General features: G+C 73.6%; 14 protein-coding genes. 11 read left to right on the forward strand and 3 right to left on the reverse strand.

Going from position 1 to position 17,206, the window contains the following annotated elements:
- The first annotated feature begins 50 nt into the window (after window positions 1-50).
- Complete coding sequence (locus tag IRY44_RS26745) at window positions 51-1,805, forward strand: hypothetical protein (protein WP_194802976.1); 1,755 nt, start codon at window positions 51-53, stop codon at window positions 1,803-1,805.
- Window positions 1,806-1,860: 55 nt separating this feature from the next.
- Here the strand turns inward: IRY44_RS26745 and lexA are convergent, their stop codons facing one another.
- Window positions 1,861-2,643 (reverse strand): transcriptional repressor LexA, encoded by a 783-nt coding sequence (lexA, locus tag IRY44_RS26750; RefSeq protein ID WP_013284750.1) that lies wholly within the window; start codon window positions 2,641-2,643, stop codon window positions 1,861-1,863.
- A gap of 489 nt (window positions 2,644-3,132) precedes the next feature.
- On the opposite strand from lexA, the gene nrdR reads away from it, so the two are divergent.
- Together nrdR and IRY44_RS26760 are read left to right on the forward strand one after the other, a co-directional pair.
- Window positions 3,133-3,633, forward strand: coding sequence for a transcriptional regulator NrdR (gene nrdR / locus IRY44_RS26755; protein WP_013284751.1), 501 nt, complete (start codon window positions 3,133-3,135; stop codon window positions 3,631-3,633).
- A gap of 38 nt (window positions 3,634-3,671) precedes the next feature.
- Window positions 3,672-6,566: a vitamin B12-dependent ribonucleotide reductase gene (locus IRY44_RS26760; protein ID WP_194802977.1), complete on the forward strand. Its 2,895-nt coding sequence runs from the start codon at window positions 3,672-3,674 to the stop codon at window positions 6,564-6,566.
- A 92-nt stretch (window positions 6,567-6,658) separates the two neighbouring features.
- On the opposite strand, the gene IRY44_RS26765 is transcribed toward IRY44_RS26760, so the two are convergent.
- Complete coding sequence (locus tag IRY44_RS26765; protein ID WP_194802978.1) at window positions 6,659-7,459, reverse strand: maleylpyruvate isomerase N-terminal domain-containing protein; 801 nt, start codon at window positions 7,457-7,459, stop codon at window positions 6,659-6,661.
- A 113-nt stretch (window positions 7,460-7,572) separates the two neighbouring features.
- Here IRY44_RS26765 and IRY44_RS26770 point away from each other — a divergent pair, with 113 nt between their 5' ends.
- From IRY44_RS26770 to IRY44_RS26790, 5 genes are all read left to right on the forward strand, one after another.
- Complete coding sequence (locus IRY44_RS26770; RefSeq protein ID WP_194802979.1) at window positions 7,573-8,508, forward strand: DUF2332 domain-containing protein; 936 nt, start codon at window positions 7,573-7,575, stop codon at window positions 8,506-8,508.
- A 147-nt stretch (window positions 8,509-8,655) separates the two neighbouring features.
- Window positions 8,656-9,297 (forward strand): class I SAM-dependent methyltransferase, encoded by a 642-nt coding sequence (locus IRY44_RS26775; protein WP_194802980.1) that lies wholly within the window; start codon window positions 8,656-8,658, stop codon window positions 9,295-9,297.
- 102 nt (window positions 9,298-9,399) lie between these two features.
- A complete protein-coding gene (locus IRY44_RS26780; RefSeq protein WP_194802981.1) occupies window positions 9,400-10,842 on the forward strand; it encodes an alpha/beta hydrolase in 1,443 nt (480 codons plus the stop codon).
- 29 nt (window positions 10,843-10,871) lie between these two features.
- On the forward strand, window positions 10,872-11,105 hold the full coding sequence (locus tag IRY44_RS26785; protein WP_366620828.1) for a DUF5522 domain-containing protein: 234 nt from the start codon (window positions 10,872-10,874) through the stop codon (window positions 11,103-11,105).
- Between the two features lie 87 nt (window positions 11,106-11,192).
- Window positions 11,193-11,741 (forward strand): hypothetical protein, encoded by a 549-nt coding sequence (locus IRY44_RS26790; protein WP_135238924.1) that lies wholly within the window; start codon window positions 11,193-11,195, stop codon window positions 11,739-11,741.
- A gap of 12 nt (window positions 11,742-11,753) precedes the next feature.
- Here the strand turns inward: IRY44_RS26790 and IRY44_RS26795 are convergent, their stop codons facing one another.
- Window positions 11,754-12,440 carry a metal-dependent transcriptional regulator gene (locus IRY44_RS26795; RefSeq protein WP_135238925.1) on the reverse strand — a complete coding sequence of 229 codons (687 nt, stop codon included), beginning with the start codon at window positions 12,438-12,440 and terminating at the stop codon, window positions 11,754-11,756.
- A gap of 97 nt (window positions 12,441-12,537) precedes the next feature.
- Here IRY44_RS26795 and IRY44_RS26800 point away from each other — a divergent pair, with 97 nt between their 5' ends.
- Genes IRY44_RS26800 through IRY44_RS26810 form a run of 3 tightly spaced genes read left to right on the forward strand, consistent with a single transcriptional unit; the run spans window position 12,538 to window position 17,205 of the window.
- Window positions 12,538-13,395, forward strand: coding sequence for a sulfurtransferase (locus IRY44_RS26800; RefSeq protein ID WP_194802982.1), 858 nt, complete (start codon window positions 12,538-12,540; stop codon window positions 13,393-13,395).
- A 47-nt stretch (window positions 13,396-13,442) separates the two neighbouring features.
- Window positions 13,443-14,624 (forward strand): acetoin utilization protein AcuC, encoded by a 1,182-nt coding sequence (locus IRY44_RS26805; protein WP_194802983.1) that lies wholly within the window; start codon window positions 13,443-13,445, stop codon window positions 14,622-14,624.
- Between the two features lie 25 nt (window positions 14,625-14,649).
- Window positions 14,650-17,205, forward strand: coding sequence for a bifunctional GNAT family N-acetyltransferase/acetate--CoA ligase family protein (locus tag IRY44_RS26810; RefSeq protein WP_194802984.1), 2,556 nt, complete (start codon window positions 14,650-14,652; stop codon window positions 17,203-17,205).
- Window position 17,206 lies beyond the last annotated feature (1 nt).

A 17,206-nucleotide genomic window follows, 5' to 3' on the forward strand; every position in this document is an offset into this window, starting at 1 on the left:
GCCGTCCGGCGTCACCCGCCGGAAACCCGCGCCGTGCGACACTGAGCGTCATGCGGCACGTTGTCTCCTCGGTCACGCTCGCGCTCGGCCTGGTCGGCGCGGTCGTGGCGCCGGCCGGGCCGGCCCCGGCGGCTCCCGCCGCGGCCCCCGTGCTGGCCGCGGCCCCCAAGAAGAAGTGCACCGTGGAGGACAGCCGCCTCCGCGAGCTGTCCGGCCTGGTGGCCACCAGCAACGGGTACGTCGTGATCAACGACGGCTCGGACGACCCCAGCCGCAAGCGGGTCTTCTACCTGGACACCAAGTGCAAGGTGGACAAGGAGGTCCGTTACTCCGGTGACGGGCCGCTCGACACCGAGGACCTCGCGCTCAGCCCGGACCGCAAGACCCTCTGGATCGCCGACACAGGCGACAACGTGGAGAAGAAGACGCGCCGGGAGCGGGTCGCGGTCTGGACGATGCCGCTGAGCGGCTCGAAGCAGCCGGTGCTGCACCGGCTCAGCTACCCGGGTAAGGAGCCGCACGACGCGGAGGCCCTGCTCGTCGGCGACGACAACATGCCGCTGGTGATCACCAAGGAGCTCTCCGGCAAGTCGGAGATCTTCACCCCGACGGTGAAGCTGAAGGCGAGCGGCGACACCGAGCCGATCCCGATGAAGAAGGCCGGCGAGTTCACGCTCCCGAAGACGAACACCGAGAACAAGCTCGGCTCGCCCGGCCGGGCGTTGGTCACCGGCGCTGCCCGCTCGCCCGACGGCAGCAAGGTCGTGCTGCGCACGTACGCCGACGCGTTCGAGTTCGACGTGGCCGGCGGCGACATCGTCAAGGCGATCACCACCGGCAAGCCCCGGGTCACCCCGCTGGTCGACCCGTTCGGCGAGGCGATCTCCTACACGCCGGACGGCAAGTTGTTCGTCACCGTCTCCGACGGCGGCACGCTCGACGAGTCGGACCCGATCGACATCCTCAGCTACACCCCGTCGACCACCGGTGCCGAGGCGCTGCCGAACGGCGGCAAGGCCGAGACCAAGGCGGCGGCCGAGAAGTCCTGGCTCGAAGGGCTCTCGCTCGACGAGATCACGTACCTGATCGCGGCGGTCGGGGTGCTCGGCGCGCTCCTGGTCGGCGCGGGCGTGTTCGGCATCCTGCGGGCGCGGCGCAAGCCGGCGCCCCGGGCGCCGGCCGACGAGCCCGAGCGCAGCGGCGAGTTCCCGGTGAACAACGGCTTCCCGTCCGCGGAACGGCCGGAGGCGCCGCGCGGCGGGGTCTACGGCGGCGGTCAGGGCGGCGTCTACGGCGGCGCGCCGAACGGTGACCGCCCGGCGTCCGGCGGTGTCTACGGCGGCGGCCGGCCGGGCGGCGGCGTGTACGGCGGCGGCCCTCAGGACGGCGGTCGCGGCCAGGGGGGTGGCCGTCCTCCGGGCGCGGGCCGTCCGCAGGGCGGCGGCGTCTACGGCGGGGGCGGTGCCCCGGCCGGCGGCGGAGGGCGCGGTGGCGGCGTCTACGGCGGCGGAGGCCAGGGCGGACCGGGCGCGGGCCAGGGCGGTCCCGGTCGAGGCGGCCCGGGTGGCGGTGGCCAGGGCAGTCCGGGCCGTGGCGGTCCGGGTGGCGGCTACGGCGGCGGCCCGGGTGGGGCCGGATATCGCGGGCAGCCGAACGGCGGCGGGCCGCGCGCCGAGGGCGGCCGGGCCGAGCCGCCGCGCCGCGGCCAGGAACCGCGTGGCGGGCGCCGCGACGGTTATGACGATCAGGGCCGGTACGGCCCGGTGTCCGGTGGCGGCCGGGAGTACCGCGGCGACCGCTACTGAGACGACACGACGAAGGGGTGACCGGCGACCGGTCACCCCTTCTCGTTTGCCGTCGTCAGATGCGGCGCAGGACCGCCACCACGCGGCCCATGATGGTGGCGTCGTCGCCGGGGATCGGGTCGAAGGCCGGGTTCTGCGGCATCAGCCAGACGTGCCCGTCGCGCCGCCGGTAGGTCTTCACCGTCGCCTCACCGTCGAGCATGGCGGCCACGATGTCGCCGACCTCGGCGTTCGGCTGCTGCCGGACGACCACCCAGTCGCCGTCGCAGATCGCCGCGTCGAGCATCGAGTCGCCCTTGACCTGGAGCATGAAGACCTCGCCCTCACCGACCAGCTCGCGGGGGAGGGGGAAGATGTCCTCCACCGCCTGCTCGGCCAGGATCGGCCCACCCGCGGCGATGCGGCCCAGCATCGGCACGTACGCCGGGGCGGGCCGCTGCGCGCGGGCCGCCTCGTCGTCCGCCTCGCCCGGCGCGCGGACGTCGACGGCGCGCGGCCGGTTCGGGTCGCGGCGCAGGAAGCCCTTCTTCTCCAGCTCCTTGAGCTGGTAGGCGACGCTGGACGGGGACACCAGCCCGACCGCCTCGCCGATCTCGCGGACGCTCGGCGGGTAGCCGTGGCGCTCGACCCAGTTGCGAATGAACTCCAGGATCCGCCGCTGCCGGGCGGTCAGGTCGACGGTCGCCGGGTCGGGGAAGCTGCTCACCACCGGGGTGACCGGACGCACCGCCGCGGGGGCAGTGCGGCTGCGGGCGGTGCGGGGGCGACGGGTCGCCGGAGGACCCGCCCCGTCGTTCGGCTGCGGGTTCTTCTGCCGGCTGGCCCGGTCCTCGGTCACGTCCGTCCCTCCCTGGTCGGCGCTGGGGTGCCTCGTCGGCTCGTGGTGCGTGTGGTCTGACCGTATAGGTGAGATCGGCCATTTTCAAACATCTGTACGACCTGCTGTCGGCGTGTCGCGTCGAATTCCTGGATTTCCGAACTGGTGTTCTGATAGAAGGGTACGCCGCTCGAACGGATGTTCCATCCCGGCCGCCCGTGACTAGCACGGGAGGCCGTCCGTTGGGCTCCTCGGCGGCGTCGCGCCGGGCGTGATCCTGACGACTCGCCGGACACGCCCGTCAACTTGACCTCGCTTGGGGTTCGGCATACGGTCGACCCCTAGATGTAGTAGTCACACGGGCGTAAGTTGCCTACAGGTTGGGTTCAACTACCGAACGCACTCCCGCACCGCGCACTCGGCGACGGTCATCGGACGATGGCCCCGCCGTGCCGACGCGTGCCCGGGAGCCGATAGGTGTGCCCGCGATCGACGGAGGAGGTCGGGCGAATGCGGTGTCCGTACTGCCGGCACGCCGACTCCCGGGTGGTCGACTCGCGGGAGGCCGACGACGGCCAGCTCATCCGGCGGCGACGGTCGTGCCCGGAGTGCGGCAAGCGGTTCACCACCGTCGAGGAGGCGGTGCTCGCGGTGGTCAAGCGCAGCGGGGTGACCGAGCCGTTCAGCCGTACGAAGATCATCGGTGGGGTGCGCAAGGCGTGCCAGGGGCGCCCGGTCGACGACGACTCGATCGCGCTGCTGGCACAGAAGGTCGAGGAGACCGTGCGGGCCAAGGGGGCGGCCGAGATCCCCAGCCACGAGGTGGGCCTGGCCATCCTCGGCCCGTTGCGTGACCTCGACGAGGTGGCCTACATGCGGTTCGCCAGCGTCTATCGCTCCTTCGACTCGCTCGCCGACTTCGAGCGCGAGATCGAGACGCTGCGGGCCGCCGCGCGCGCCCGGGAGGGCGCCGGTGCCGGTGCGGCGGACGCCGCCGGCGCGATCAGCTGACATTTTCGGGTTTCTGACAGGTACACGAGGCGCGGTGGGTGACCGTTGCCGACGAGGGGGGCGAGGGCGTGACGACCAGCAAGTCACGGAACAAGGCCGGGGCGGGGCTGAAGATCGAGCGCGTCTGGACGACCGAGGGGGTGCATCCCTACGACGAGGTCGCCTGGGAGCGCCGTGACGTCGTGATGACGAACTGGCGGGACGGCTCGATCAACTTCGAGCAGCGCGGGGTGGAGTTCCCCGAGTCCTGGTCGGTGAACGCGGCGAACATCGTGACCACCAAGTACTTCCGGGGCGCGGTGGGGACCCCGGAGCGGGAGTGGTCGCTGCGGCAGCTGATCGACCGGGTGGTCGAGACCTACCGCACCGCAGGTGAGGAGTACGGCTACTTCGCCACCCCGGCCGACGCCGAGGTGTTCGCGCACGAGCTGACCTGGATGCTGCTGCACCAGGTGTTCAGCTTCAACTCGCCGGTGTGGTTCAACGTCGGCACGCCGTCGCCGCAGCAGGTCAGCGCCTGCTTCATCCTCTCCGTCGACGACTCGATGGACTCCATCCTCGACTGGTACAAGGAGGAGGGGCGGATCTTCCAGGGCGGCTCCGGCGCCGGGGTCAACCTGTCCCGCATCCGTTCCTCGAAGGAGCTGCTCTCCTCCGGCGGCACCGCCTCCGGCCCGGTCAGCTTCATGCGCGGCGCGGACGCCTCCGCCGGCACCATCAAGTCCGGTGGCGCCACCCGGCGCGCCGCGAAGATGGTCATCCTCGACGTGGACCACCCGGACATCGAGGAGTTCGTGGCGACCAAGGCGCGCGAGGAGGACAAGATCCGCGCGCTGCGGGACGCCGGGTTCGACATGGACCTGGGCGGCGCCGACATCGTCAGCGTGCAGTATCAGAACGCCAACAACTCGGTCCGCGTCTCCGACGAGTTCATGACCGCGGTGGAGAACGGCGGCGGCTTCGACCTGCGCGGCCGGCTCGACGGGCAGACCATCGAGACGATCGACGCCAAGAAGCTGTTCCACACCATCTCCCAGGCCGCCTGGGAGTGCGCCGACCCGGGCCTGCAGTACGACGACACCATCAACGACTGGCACACCTGCCCGGAGACCGGGCGGATCACCGCGTCGAACCCGTGCTCGGAGTACCTGCACCTGGACAACTCCTCGTGCAACCTGGCCTCGCTGAACCTGATGAAGTTCCTCCGCGCCGACGGCGGCTTCGAGGTGGAGAAGTTCGTCAAGTCGGTCGAGTTCGTCATCACCGCGATGGACATCTCGATCTGCTTCGCCGACTTCCCGACCGAGAAGATCGGTGAGACCACCCGCGCCTACCGGCAGCTCGGCATCGGGTACGCCAACCTGGGCGCGCTGCTGATGGCCTCCGGCCTGCCGTACGACTCGGAGCAGGGCCGGGAGGTGTCCGCCGCGATCACCTCGCTGATGACCGGCACCGCCTACCGCCGTTCCGCCGAGCTGGCCGGCATCGTCGGCCCGTACGACGGCTACGCCCGCAACGCCGAGCCGCACAAGCGGGTCATGCGCAAGCACGCCGCCGCAAACGACGCGATCAAGGCGACCGGCACCGTGGCGACCGCCGTGCAGCGCGAGGCCACCAAGCAGTGGACGCTCGGCAACAAGCTCGGTGACAAGTTCGGCTGGCGCAACTCGCAGGCCAGCGTGCTCGCCCCGACCGGCACCATCGGCCTGATGATGGACTGCGACACCACGGGTGTCGAGCCGGACCTGGCACTGGTGAAGTTCAAGAAGCTGGTCGGCGGCGGCTCGATGCAGATCGTCAACCAGACCGTGCCGCGCGCCCTGCGCAGCCTCGGCTACCCCGAGGAGCAGGTCGAGGCGATCGTCGAGCACATCGCCGACCACGGCCACGTGGTGGACGCCCCGGGCCTCAAGCCGGAGCACTACCCGGTCTTCGACTGCGCGATGGGCGAGCGCTCGATCGCGCCGATGGGTCACGTGCGGATGATGGCGGCCGTCCAGCCGTTCATCTCCGGCGCCATCTCCAAGACGGTCAACATGCCGGAGCAGGCCACCGTCGAGGACGTCGAGAAGATCTACTTCGAGGGCTGGAAGCTCGGCCTCAAGGCGCTGGCGATCTACCGCGACAACTGCAAGGTCGGCCAGCCGCTGTCGGCGGCCAAGCCGAGCAAGGGCGCCGTCGAGGCCCAGGCCCCGGCCGCCACGCCGGAGAAGGTCGTGGAGAAGGTCGTCGAGTACCGCCCGGTGCGCAAGCGGCTGCCGAAGAAGCGCCCGTCGGAGACCATCTCGTTCTCGGTCGGCGGCGCGGAGGGCTACCTCACCGCCTCGTCCTACCCGGACGACGGCCTCGGCGAGGTCTTCCTCAAGATGTCGAAGCAGGGCTCGACCCTGGCCGGCGTGATGGACGCCTTCTCGGTGGCCATCTCCATCGGTCTCCAGTACGGCGTCCCGCTGGAGACGTACGTCAGCAAGTTCACAAACATGCGCTTCGAGCCGGCCGGCATGACCGACGACCCGGACGTGCGCATGGCCGCCTCGGTGATGGACTACATCTTCCGTCGCCTGGCGCTGGACTTCCTGCCGTACGACCGCCGCGCCGAGCTGGGCATCTTCACCGCCAAGGAGCGGGCCGCCCAGCTCGCGGCCGAGGCGGAGGCGGAGGCGAGCGGTGCGGACCTCACCGCGATGGCCGCCTCCGCCCCGGTCGAGGCGCCGGAGCCGAAGACCGGCCCGATCGCGCAGCCGGCGCAGGAGATGGCCGACGCCGCGGCCGTCAAGCCCGCGCCGTCTGTGGGTTCCAGCACCGAACTGCTGGAGGCCGTGATCGGCAAGGCCGCGGACGCGCCGCTCTGCTTCACCTGCGGCACGAAGATGCGGCCCGCCGGTAGCTGCTACGTCTGCGAGGGCTGCGGCTCCACCAGCGGCTGCAGCTGACATCGAGCTGAGTCGCATCTGCTGCGACAGCGACCGCCCGGTCCTCCAGGGGCCGGGCGGTCGCTGCGGCAGGGACGAGATGTCGTCGATCGTCAGACGGACGGGTCCCAGGCGATGAGCTGGTCGAAGATGCGGCGGTCGCCGTCCAGCTCCAGCTTCGGGGAATCCGGCGTGATGCGGCCGTAGAAGAACAGGACCAGGTCACTGGCAGTGCCCCGGGCGGAGACGAAGGCCGTGTCCCGGTCCGGGTCCTCACCGGCGGCCGGCTCGCCGAGCCGGCTGGCCTGTGCGCCGTCGCCGGACAGGCGAAGGCGCCACGAGCGGCCCTCGGTGGCGTGGTATTCGACGACGGCGGGTTCGTGCGGCCAGGCGACATCCGTCGAGCAGAGGGTGAACTGGCAGTCGTCGAAAGCGTCGAGGGCGACCTCGTCCGGCAGCGGCTCCGGGTTCCCCACGGCGAGCTGAGCGTCGTGGGTGTGCACAGCGATCTCGGCGACCTGGCGCCGAGCCCACGCGCCGGAGGTTTCCGGTGACTGCGAATCACCCCACCACGTCCAACACCGGCGGTCCGGGCCGGCCTCGCGCAGCGCGCTCGTCAGCCGCTCGACGGACTCGGTCCACCAGGCCAGGAGACCCTCGCGTTCCCGAGGCGCACCCGTGCCGTCGTCCCACACGGACTTGTCCGGGGGGCCGTCGGCCGGCCCTGCGGCGACGATGGCGGCCGACCTGCGGCGGCCCATGCCCAGGTGCTGTACGAGATCGAACAGCGTCCACTCCGGACAGCTCGGCACCGGCGTGTCGAGGCTGGGCGCCGCAGCGACCGCGGCGTGGAAAGCAGCCGACCGGTCGTCGATCAGCCGCAGGTGATCGGAAAACGTGAGAATCGTGTGCACCCGGGCTGTCTATCAGTGTTCTTCGACAGATGGACAGCGATATTCGCCGCGCACTCGGCGGGCGGTGCCGGCGGTCATACCTCACCGCGTACGCGAGCTGGCATGCTCGGGAGATGAGCACGATCGACATCTATCGGGTCTTCGCCGACCGTGAGACGCGCGGCGTGTCCCCGGCGTACGAGCGGTTGTCGCGGGCGGTCGCCGGTGACCCGGAGCTGCTCGCCCTGCTCGACACGCTGCCGCCGGCCAAGCGTCAGCCGAACCTGCTGTTCGGGGTGGTGCGGCTGCTCGGCGGGCCGGTGGACGACCCGGCGGCGTTCCGCGCGTACGTGATGGGGCACTGGCCGGACGTGGCGGCGCAGATGCGGGTGCGGGCGACGCAGACGAACGAGGCGGGACGCTGCGCGGCTCTGCTGCCGGTGCTCGCCGCGTTGCCGCAGCCGCTGGCGATGCTGGAGGTGGGCGCGTCCGCCGGGCTGTGCCTCTACCCGGACCGGTACGCCTACCGCTACGGCGACCGGCGGGTCGGCGACGGCGAGCCGATACTCGACTGTGACCTGACCGGCGCCGAGCCGCCGGAGCGGTTGCCGGAGGTGGTGTGGCGGGCCGGGCTGGACGTGAATCCGCTCGACGTCACCGACCCGGCCGACGTGGCCTGGCTGGAGGCGCTGATCTGGCCGGAACACCGGCACCGCCGGGAACGGCTGCGCGCCGCGGCGGCTGTTGCGGCGGCCGATCCGCCCCTACTGGTACGCGGTGATCTGGTCGACGACCTGCCGGCGCTGGCGGCGCAGGCCCCGGCCGGGGCGACGCTCGTGGTGTTCCACAGTTCGGTGCTCTACCAGGTGCCACCGCCGCGCCGGAACGCCTTCACCGAGCTGGTGCGGACCCTGCCCGGCCACTGGATCGCCAACGAGGACCCGTCGGTGCTGCCCCACGCCGACCTGCCCGAGCCGCCCGCCCAAGGCTTCCACAACGTCCTGGCCCTCGACGGCCGTCCCGTGGCCTGGACGACCGGCCACGGCCAGTCCCTCACCTGGTTCGGCTGACCCACCCACGCCCGCCCGGCCCGCCGTCTTCGTCGATCATGAAGTTGACGGCGCGACACGCCGGAGCGACGGCCGCCAACTTCATGATCGACGGAGGCTGGGCGGGCCGGGTGAGGGCGGGCAGGTGTTGGACTAGGGTCGGCGGGCGTGACCGAACCTGCCTGGCTGGTCGAGACGCGCGCCGCCTACGACGCCGTTGCCGAGGACTACGCGCGGCTGCTGCCCGACGTGGTCGAGCCGCCGCTGGACCGCGCCATACTCGCCGCGTTCGCCGAGACGGTCGGGCCGGGGCGGCCCGTGCTGGAGGTGGGCTGCGGCACCGGCCGCGTCACCGCCCACCTGCACCGGCTCGGCCTCGACATCAGCGGCGTCGATCTGTCGCCCGGCATGGTGGCGGTGGCCCGCCGCGCGTACCCGGACCTGCGCTTCGAGGTCGGCTCGCTGACCGAGCTGGCCGTGCCGGACGGATCGCTGGCCGGGCTGGTCTCCTGGTACTCGGTCATCCACCTGCCACCGGAGCTGCTGCCCGAGGTGTTCGCCGGTTTCCACCGGGTGCTCGTCCCGGGCGGTCACCTGCTGCTCGCGGTGAAGGCAGGCGACCGGCTCGACCGACGGGAGCAGGCATACGGCCATTCCGTCGCCTTCGACGTCTACTGGCTGTCGCCGGATCGGCTGGCCGCGCAGCTCACGGCGGCCGGGTTCGTGGTGTCGGCGACGACGGTCCGCGCGCCGGTCGGCGGGGAGCGGCAGCCCCAGGCGTTCCTGCTCGCGCAGCGTCCGGCCGACTGAACATCCCCACGGCCGACACCCGATCCGTACCGCACGTGAGAACGGGACAGCGCAGAGTGGCCGCTCTGGCTAGGGTTGACGATCTCGGCGGAGGGAGACGTCATGCGCACCCGGATGCTCCTCGCGTCGACGCTGCCGTTGCTCTGGGGCGCTGTCGTCGGCTGGTGGACCCCACGCGGACCCGGCACGGTGGGCGCGGCACTCGCCTCCGTCGCGGTGAGCCTCGCCGTCGGGCTGGCCGCCGGGTGGCTGAGCCGGTCCCGCTGGTTCATGCTCGTCGCGCCGGTGGCCTTCGCGGTGGCTGTCGAGCTGGTCCGGCTGCGGCTGCGCGGGCCCACCGTCGACCGTCCGCACCTGTCCGGCTTCGGCGTCGTGGCGCTGCTCGCCGGCCGGGGCGTCCACGGACTCCTGGCCTTGTTGCCGCTGCTGGTCGGCGCCGCCCACGGCGCCGGCCTGGCCCGTCGCCTCGGCGCGGTGCCGCCGCGCCGGCCGGTGCCGCGCTGGGCGGGCCGGGTCGGCGTCGGCCTGCTGGCTGCGCTGCTCGCGCTCGTCACCGTCGGCGCGGCCGTGCCGGGCCGCACCGACCCGATCCCCGGCGGCATCGCCCGCTTCGACACCGTCGACTCCTCCGGGCGCGAGCTGGGCCTGCTGATCCGGGGTACGGACCGCAGCGCTCCGGTGCTGCTCGTGGTGCCCGGTCCGCCCGGCGGCTCGGAGATCGGCGCGGTCCGTCGCCACCTGCCCGAGTTGGAGCGCCGATTCGTGGTGGCCGTCTGGGACCGCGCCGGCGGGCCACGCTCCTGGTCGGGGTTCCGTGCCCCGTCGGGCTGGCACCTGGACGACGAGGTGGACGACCTGGTCGCCGTGACCCGGCACCTGCGGGAACGGCTGGGCCGGGAGCGGATCCACCTGGTCGCGCACTCCGGCGGCACCATCGCCGGCCTGCTCGCCGTGCGGCAGCACCCGGAACTGTTCGCCGCGTACGTCGGCGTCGGGCAGGTGGTGAGCCTGCGCGAGGCCGACCGCAGCCAGTACGCCGACACCGTGGCCTGGGCCCGCCGCACCGGCCGGACGGCGCTCGCGGACCGGATGACCGCGCAGGGCCCGCCGCCCTACCGCGACGTCTGGGAGTACGAGCCGTTGCTGACAAACGAGGCCGGGGCCTTCCCGGTCGACCGGGAAGGCGCGAGCGAGGACGAGACCGGGACGGTCGGCAACCTGGGCGTGTCCGAGTACAGCCTGCTGGAGAAGGTGCACCTGTTCGGTTTCCTCGACGGCTGGGACGTGCTGTACCCCCGGTTGCAGGACATCGACTTCCGGCGGGACGTGCGGCAGCTCGCGGTGCCGGCGTACTTCGTGGACGGCGCGCAGGAGGTGCCGGGCCGGCTGCGCCTGTTCGACGAGTGGTACGCGCAGCTCCAGGCACCGCGCAAGGACCATCTGGTGATCCCGCGCGCCGGGCACCGTTCGATGTTCGAGCGGCCCGAGGCGTTCGTGCCGTACCTGGAACGCCTCCGGAGCGACGGCGGTCCGGGCGGAAACTAGGGCGGCCGTGGCGTCCGTAGACTTCAGCGGTGCGTGACGAGCTGGCGGACCGGGCCCTTACCGAACCGCACCCGTCGCGGCTGTCGCCGGACCACCCGGGGCGGGAACGCATCCTCGCCGCGCACGCCGCCGCCCTGGCCGCCGGGGAGGCGGGCTACCTGGACCCGGAGACCGGGCTGTTCGTGCTCAGCGCGGGATTCCTCGCCCGGCGCGGCACGTGCTGCGGGCGAGGCTGCCGGCACTGTCCGTACGTGGCCGATTAGGGGGCTTCCGTCCCCGCTGGGGCACGCCGTACGGTGTCCGACGGAACTCCGGCGGGTCGGACCCGCCGCCGACCGCGGAGGTCTCCCGTGCGTGCCCGATTCTGGCTGGCCGTTCCGGCCGTCCTGCTCGCCGCCGGCTGCGCCGACGAGGCGCCCACAGCGGCCGGGCCCCCGCCCCCGCCTCCGCCGGTCCCGGTCGCGGCGGCGTCCTCGGGCGGGGCGTGCCGGCTGCTCGACTTCGCGGTGATCGCCGAGCACACCGGCGGCACGTTCGACGTGGCGGCGGCCACCGAGCGGGGCGACACCCACACCTGCGTGGTCCGCGCCGCCGGGGCGGTGCTGCCGGAGCTGACGCTGTCGGTGACCGAGACGTCGATCGACGCCGCCACGTTCGCCCTGGACGTGCAGCCCAGCGGCGCGGCGAAGATCAGCAAGCTGGGCAAGGCCGCCTACCGGCGCACGCTGCCCAAGACCGCGAAGTCCGGGCCGGCCGCCGAGGTCGGCTGGCTGGCCACCGAGGGGCGGCTCGCCACGCTGCGCTGGACCGCCCCGACCGGCACCGCGAAAGCGGAGGCGGACAAGACGGCCGGCAAGCTGGTCACGCTGGCCAAGGTGATCGACACCCGGCAGCTCTGACCGGGAGCCGCGTCAGCGGGCCGCGACGAACACCCGGGACGCCACCTCGCGGGGCAGCCGGACACGGTCACCGGAGCGGTCGATGGAGACGGCGTCGCGTTCCTGCGCCACAGTCACCGTCGCGCCCGGGTCGACGCCGGCGGCGTGCAACTGCCGGAGCACGTCCGAGTCGGTCTGCACGCTCTCGCAGATCCGCCGCACCACGACAGTGCCGGACAGGCCGGGGAACGCCAGGTTGCGCTCACCCTCGACCGCGTCGGCGGGCACCTGGCCCGGGTCGCCCAGCTCCTCCAGGCCCGGGATCGGGTTGCCGTACGGCGAGCGGGTCGGGCGGTTGAGCAGGTCGAAGACCCGCTTCTCCACCGCGTCGCTCATCACGTGCTCCCACCGGCAGGCCTCCTCGTGGGCCTCCTCGTAGGGCATCCCGATCACGTTCACCAGCAGCAGCTCGGCCAGCCGGTGCTTGCGCATCACGGACACGGCGGTGTTGCGGCCCTGCGGCGTGAGGGTCAGGTGCCGGTCGCCCTCGACGGTGAGCAGGCCGTCGCGCTCCATCCGGGCGACGGTCTGGCTGACGGTCGGGCCACTCTGCTTCAGCCGCTCGGCGATGCGGGCACGAAGCGGCGGCACCCCCTCCTCCTCGAGTTCGAGGATGGTGCGCAGGTACATCTCGGTGGTGTCAACAAGGTCGTGCTTCACGTCTGCGGCCTCCTGGGCTCCGATGGTACCCGTTACCACCGACCATCGACGGAGGCGAAGCCGGAGGTGGCGCGCCGAATGGTGTTGACTGGACCGTATGTCCGCCACCGCAGACCTGCTGGTCGAGCCCGACCGGCTCGCCGCCGAACTCGATCACGCCGACCCGCCGACCCTGCTCGACGTCCGCTGGCGGCTGACCGGCCCGCCCGGGCGTGACGACTACGCCGCGGGTCACCTGCCCGGCGCCGTCTTCGTCGACCTGGACACCGAGCTGTGCGGGCCGCCCGGCGCCGCCGGGCGGCACCCGCTTCCGGACCCGGCGGCGTTGCAGGCCGCGCTGCGGGCGGCGGGCGTCCGCGCCGGTCATCCGGTGGTCGTGTACGACGGCGGCGACGGCATGTCCGCCGCCCGCGCCTGGTGGACGCTGCGCTGGGCCGGGCACCGGCAGGTGCGGGTGCTGCACGGCGGCTTCCCGGCCTGGACGGCCGCCGGGCTGCCGGTCGGCACCAGCGTGCCCGCCCCGGCGCCGGGTGACGTGACAGTGGCGCCCGGCGCGCTGCCGGTGCTGGACGCCGCGCAGGCCGCCCGGCTCGCCGCCGCCGAGCCCGGCGTGCTGATCGACGTCCGGACCGCGCCGCGCTACCGGGGCGAGCACGAGCCGGTCGACCCGGTCGCCGGGCACGTGCCGGGCGCGGTCAACCTGCCCGCCCCGAAGTACGTCACGCAGGGCCGGTTCCCCGACGCCGGGGCGCTGCGGGAGCGGTTCGCCGCCGCCGGGGTGGACGCGGACGCGCCGGTCGGTGCGTACTGCGGCTCCGGGGTGACCGCCGCGCAGGCCGTGCTCGCGTTGCACCTGGCCGGTCGCCCGGACGCCGCGTTGTACGTCGGCTCGTGGAGCGAGTGGGTGGCCGACAGGGACCGTCCGGTCGCGACAGGTGGCACGTCCGGCCGGTGAGCGTACGACTGGTGGGCGCGCCCCGGACCACGTGCGACGATGGCCGCATGGCCGACGACACGGTGGTGGTGTGGGACGAGGCTCTCCTCGCCTACGACATGGGCGACCATCCCCTCGACCCGGTCCGGGTCGAGCTGACGATGGCGCTCGCCCGTGAACTGGGTGTGCTGGACCGGCCCGGCGTACGGCTGGTCAAGCCCGAGCCGGCCGACGACGCGCTGCTCACCCGCGTACACGATCCGGCCTACCTGGACGCGGTCCGGTCCGCGCCGCGTGACCCGCTGTTCGCCGGCTTCGGTCTGGGCACCTCGGACAATCCGGTCTTCGACGGGATGCACGAGGCGAGTGCGCTGATCGCCGGCGCCACGACGGCCGCGGCCGAGGCGGTGTGGCGTGGCGAGGCCCGGCGCGCGGTGAGCGTCGCCGGCGGGCTGCACCACGCCATGCCCGCCCGGGCCGCCGGGTTCTGCGTCTACAACGACCCGGCCGTGGCCGTCGCGCGGCTGCTCGACCTCGGCGCGGAGCGGATCGCGTACGTGGACGTGGACGTGCACCACGGCGACGGCGTGCAGGAGATCTTCTACCGCGACCCGCGGGTGCTCACGATCAGCCTGCACGAGACGCCGCTCGCGCTGTTCCCCGGCACCGGGTTCCCGGACGAGACCGGCGGACCGGGCGCGGAGGGCACCGCCGTCAACGTGCCGCTGCCGCCGGGTGTGGGTGACGCGGGCTGGCAGCGGGCGTTCCACGCGATCGTGCCGTCGGTGCTGCGCGCGTTCCGGCCGCAGGTGCTCGTCACCCAGTGCGGCGCCGACGGGCACCGCAAGGATCCGCTGGCCGACCTGCACCTGTCGGTGGACGGGCAGCGGGCCACGTACCGCTCGCTGCGGGCGCTCGCCGACGAGCTGTGCGACGGCCGCTGGGTCGCCACCGGCGGCGGCGGGTACGCGCTGGTCGAGGTGGTGCCCCGGGCGTGGACGCACCTGCTCGCGATCGCCACCGGTGAGCCGGTCGACCCGGCGACGCTGACCCCGCCCGGCTGGCGGGAGCTGGCCGCGCGGCGGCTACCCGGGCACGACGTGCCGTTGCGGATGACCGACGACGTGGACCCGGCGTACCTGCCGTGGCAGCCCAGCGGCGAGCCGAACGCGGTGGACCGGGCCGTCGCAGCCACCCGCAAGGCCGTCTTCCCGCTGCTCGGGCTCGATCCGCACGATCCGCGCGACTGAGCCGGCGGCAGGGGAGGACCGACCGGTGACCACAGTCGAACAACCGCTGGACGTGCTGCTCAGCGACGGCACGACCGTCCAGCTGCGACAGATCCGTCCGGAGGACGCGCCCGAGATCGTGGCCATGCACGGCCGTTTCTCGGAGCGCACCCGATACCTGCGGTACTTCTCGCCGTACCCGCGTATCCCGGAACGCGACCTGAAGCGTTTCGTCAACGTCGACCACCGCGACCGGGAGGCGTTCGTGGTGCTGGCCGGCGAGCGGATCGTCGCGGTCGGCCGCTACGAGCGGCTCGGCCCCGCCTCGCCGGAGGCCGAGGTGGCGTTCGTGGTCGAGGACGCCTACCAGGGCCGGGGCATCGGCTCGGTGCTGCTGGAGCACCTGGCCGACGCGGCCGGGCGCCACGGGATCGTGCACTTCGTCGCCGAGGTGCTCCCCGCAAACGGGACGATGCTGCGGGTCTTCGCCGACTTCGGCTACCAGGTCCAGCGCCAGTACGCCGACGGCGTGGTGCACCTGAGCTTCCCGATCGCGCCCACCGAGGCGACTCTCGAGGTGCAACGCGGCCGGGAGCACCGCACGGAGGCGCGGTCGATCGCCCGGCTGCTCGCGCCGCGCGGCATCGCCGTGTACGGCGCCAGCACCACCGGCCAGGGCGTCGGCGCGGCGCTGCTCGGGCACCTGCGCGACGGCGGCTTCGCCGGGGCGATCGTGCCCGTGCACCCGAGCGCGTCGACGGTGGCGGGGCTGCCCGCGTACCCGTCGGCCGCCGACGCGGGCCAGGACGTCGATCTCGCCGTGGTGGCGGTCCCGCCGGACGCGGTGACCGACGTGGTCCGCGACGCGGCACGCGCGGGCGCGCACGGGCTGGTGGTGATCTCGGCCGGGTTCGCCGAGTCCGGCCCGGCCGGCGCGGCGGCGCAGCGCGCGCTGGTCCGTGCCGCGCACCTGGCCGGCATGCGGGTGGTCGGCCCGAACTGCCTCGGCGTCGCCAACACGGACCCGGCGGTACGCCTCAACGCCACGCTCGCCCCGGTGCTGCCGGCGGCGGGCCGGGTCGGCGTGTTCAGCCAGTCCGGCGCGTTCGGGGTGGCGCTGCTGGCCGAGGCGTCCCGGCGCGGGCTCGGCCTGTCCAGCTTCGTCTCGGCCGGCAACCGGGCCGACGTGTCCGGCAACGACCTGCTGCAGTACTGGCAGGACGACCCGGCCACCGACGTCATCACGCTCTACCTGGAGACGTTCGGCAACCCGCGCAAGTTCGCCCGGCTGGCTCGGCGCATCGGCCGCAGCAAGCCGGTGGTGGCACTCGCCTCGCTGGCCCGGCCGCCGGGCGTGGGGGAGGCACCCGCGCTGGACGCGGCGGCGGTGAGCGCGCTGTTCGCCCAGTCCGGGGTGATCCGGGTGGACACCGTGTCCGAGCTGCTCGACGTGGGCGTGCTGCTGGCCCACCAGCCGCTGCCGGCCGGGCGGCGGGTCGCCGTGGTGGGCAACTCGTCGGCGCTGACCGGGCTGGCCGCGACCGCCTGCGCCGCCCAGGGACTGGCAGTCGCCGACGGCTACCCGCAGGACGTGGGGCCGAGCGCCGGGGCCGCCGCGTACGCCGCCGCGCTCGGTGACGCGGTCGCCGACGAGCGGGTGGACGCCGTGGTGGCGGTGTTCGCGCCGCCGCTGCCGGGCCAGCTCGCCGACCCGGTGGCCGACTTCGCCTCGGCGCTGCCCGACGCGCGGGTCACCGGCAAGCCGGTGGTGGCGACGTTCCTGGCCGGGCTGGTGCCGGCCGGGGTGCCGGCGTACCCGAGCGTGGAGGAGGCGGTACGCGCGCTGGGCCGGGTGACCGCGTACGCGGACTGGCTGCGCCGGCCACCGGGCGTGCTGCCGGAACTGGCCGACGTGGACCGGGCGGCCGGGCATGCCGCGCTGCGCCCGGACGGGGCCGACTCGGCGGCGTTGCTGCGCGCGTACGGGATCGACGTGGTGGACTCGGTGCCGGCCCGCTCGGCCGAGGAAGCGGCGGCGGTGGGGGAGCGGCTCGGCTGGCCGGTGGCGCTCAAGGCCGCCGCCCCCGGGCTGCGGCACCGCCTCGACCTCGGCGCGGTACGTCTCGACCTGGCCGACGCCGCCGCGCTGCGCCGCGCGTACGCCGAGATGGCCCCGGTGTTCGGCGCGGAGGTGCTGGTCCAGCCGATGGTCGCGCCCGGCGTGGCGTGCGTGGTGGAACTGGTGGAGGATCCGGCGTTCGGGCCGGTGGTCGGGTTCGGGCTCGGCGGCGTGGCGACCGAGCTGCTCGGCGACCGGGCCTGGCGAGCGGTCCCGCTCACCGACCGGGACGCCGCCGAGCTGGTCGACGAACCCCGCGCGGCGCCGCTGCTGCGCGGGCACCGGGGTGCCGCGCCGGTGGACCGGGCGGCCCTTGTCGACCTGCTGGTGCGGGTCGGTCGGCTCGCCGACGAGCAGCCCCGGGTGCGGTCGCTCACGCTGAATCCGGTGCTGGCCCGGCCGGACGGCATCTCGGTGCTGCACGCCACCGTGCGCACCGGCGCCGAGGCCGCCCGCCCCGACACCGGCCCGCGAAGGTTGTAGA

Origin of the sequence: Micromonospora sp. ANENR4, assembly GCF_015354395.1 — a bacterium.
Lineage (GTDB): Bacteria > Actinomycetota > Actinomycetes > Mycobacteriales > Micromonosporaceae > Micromonospora > Micromonospora aurantiaca.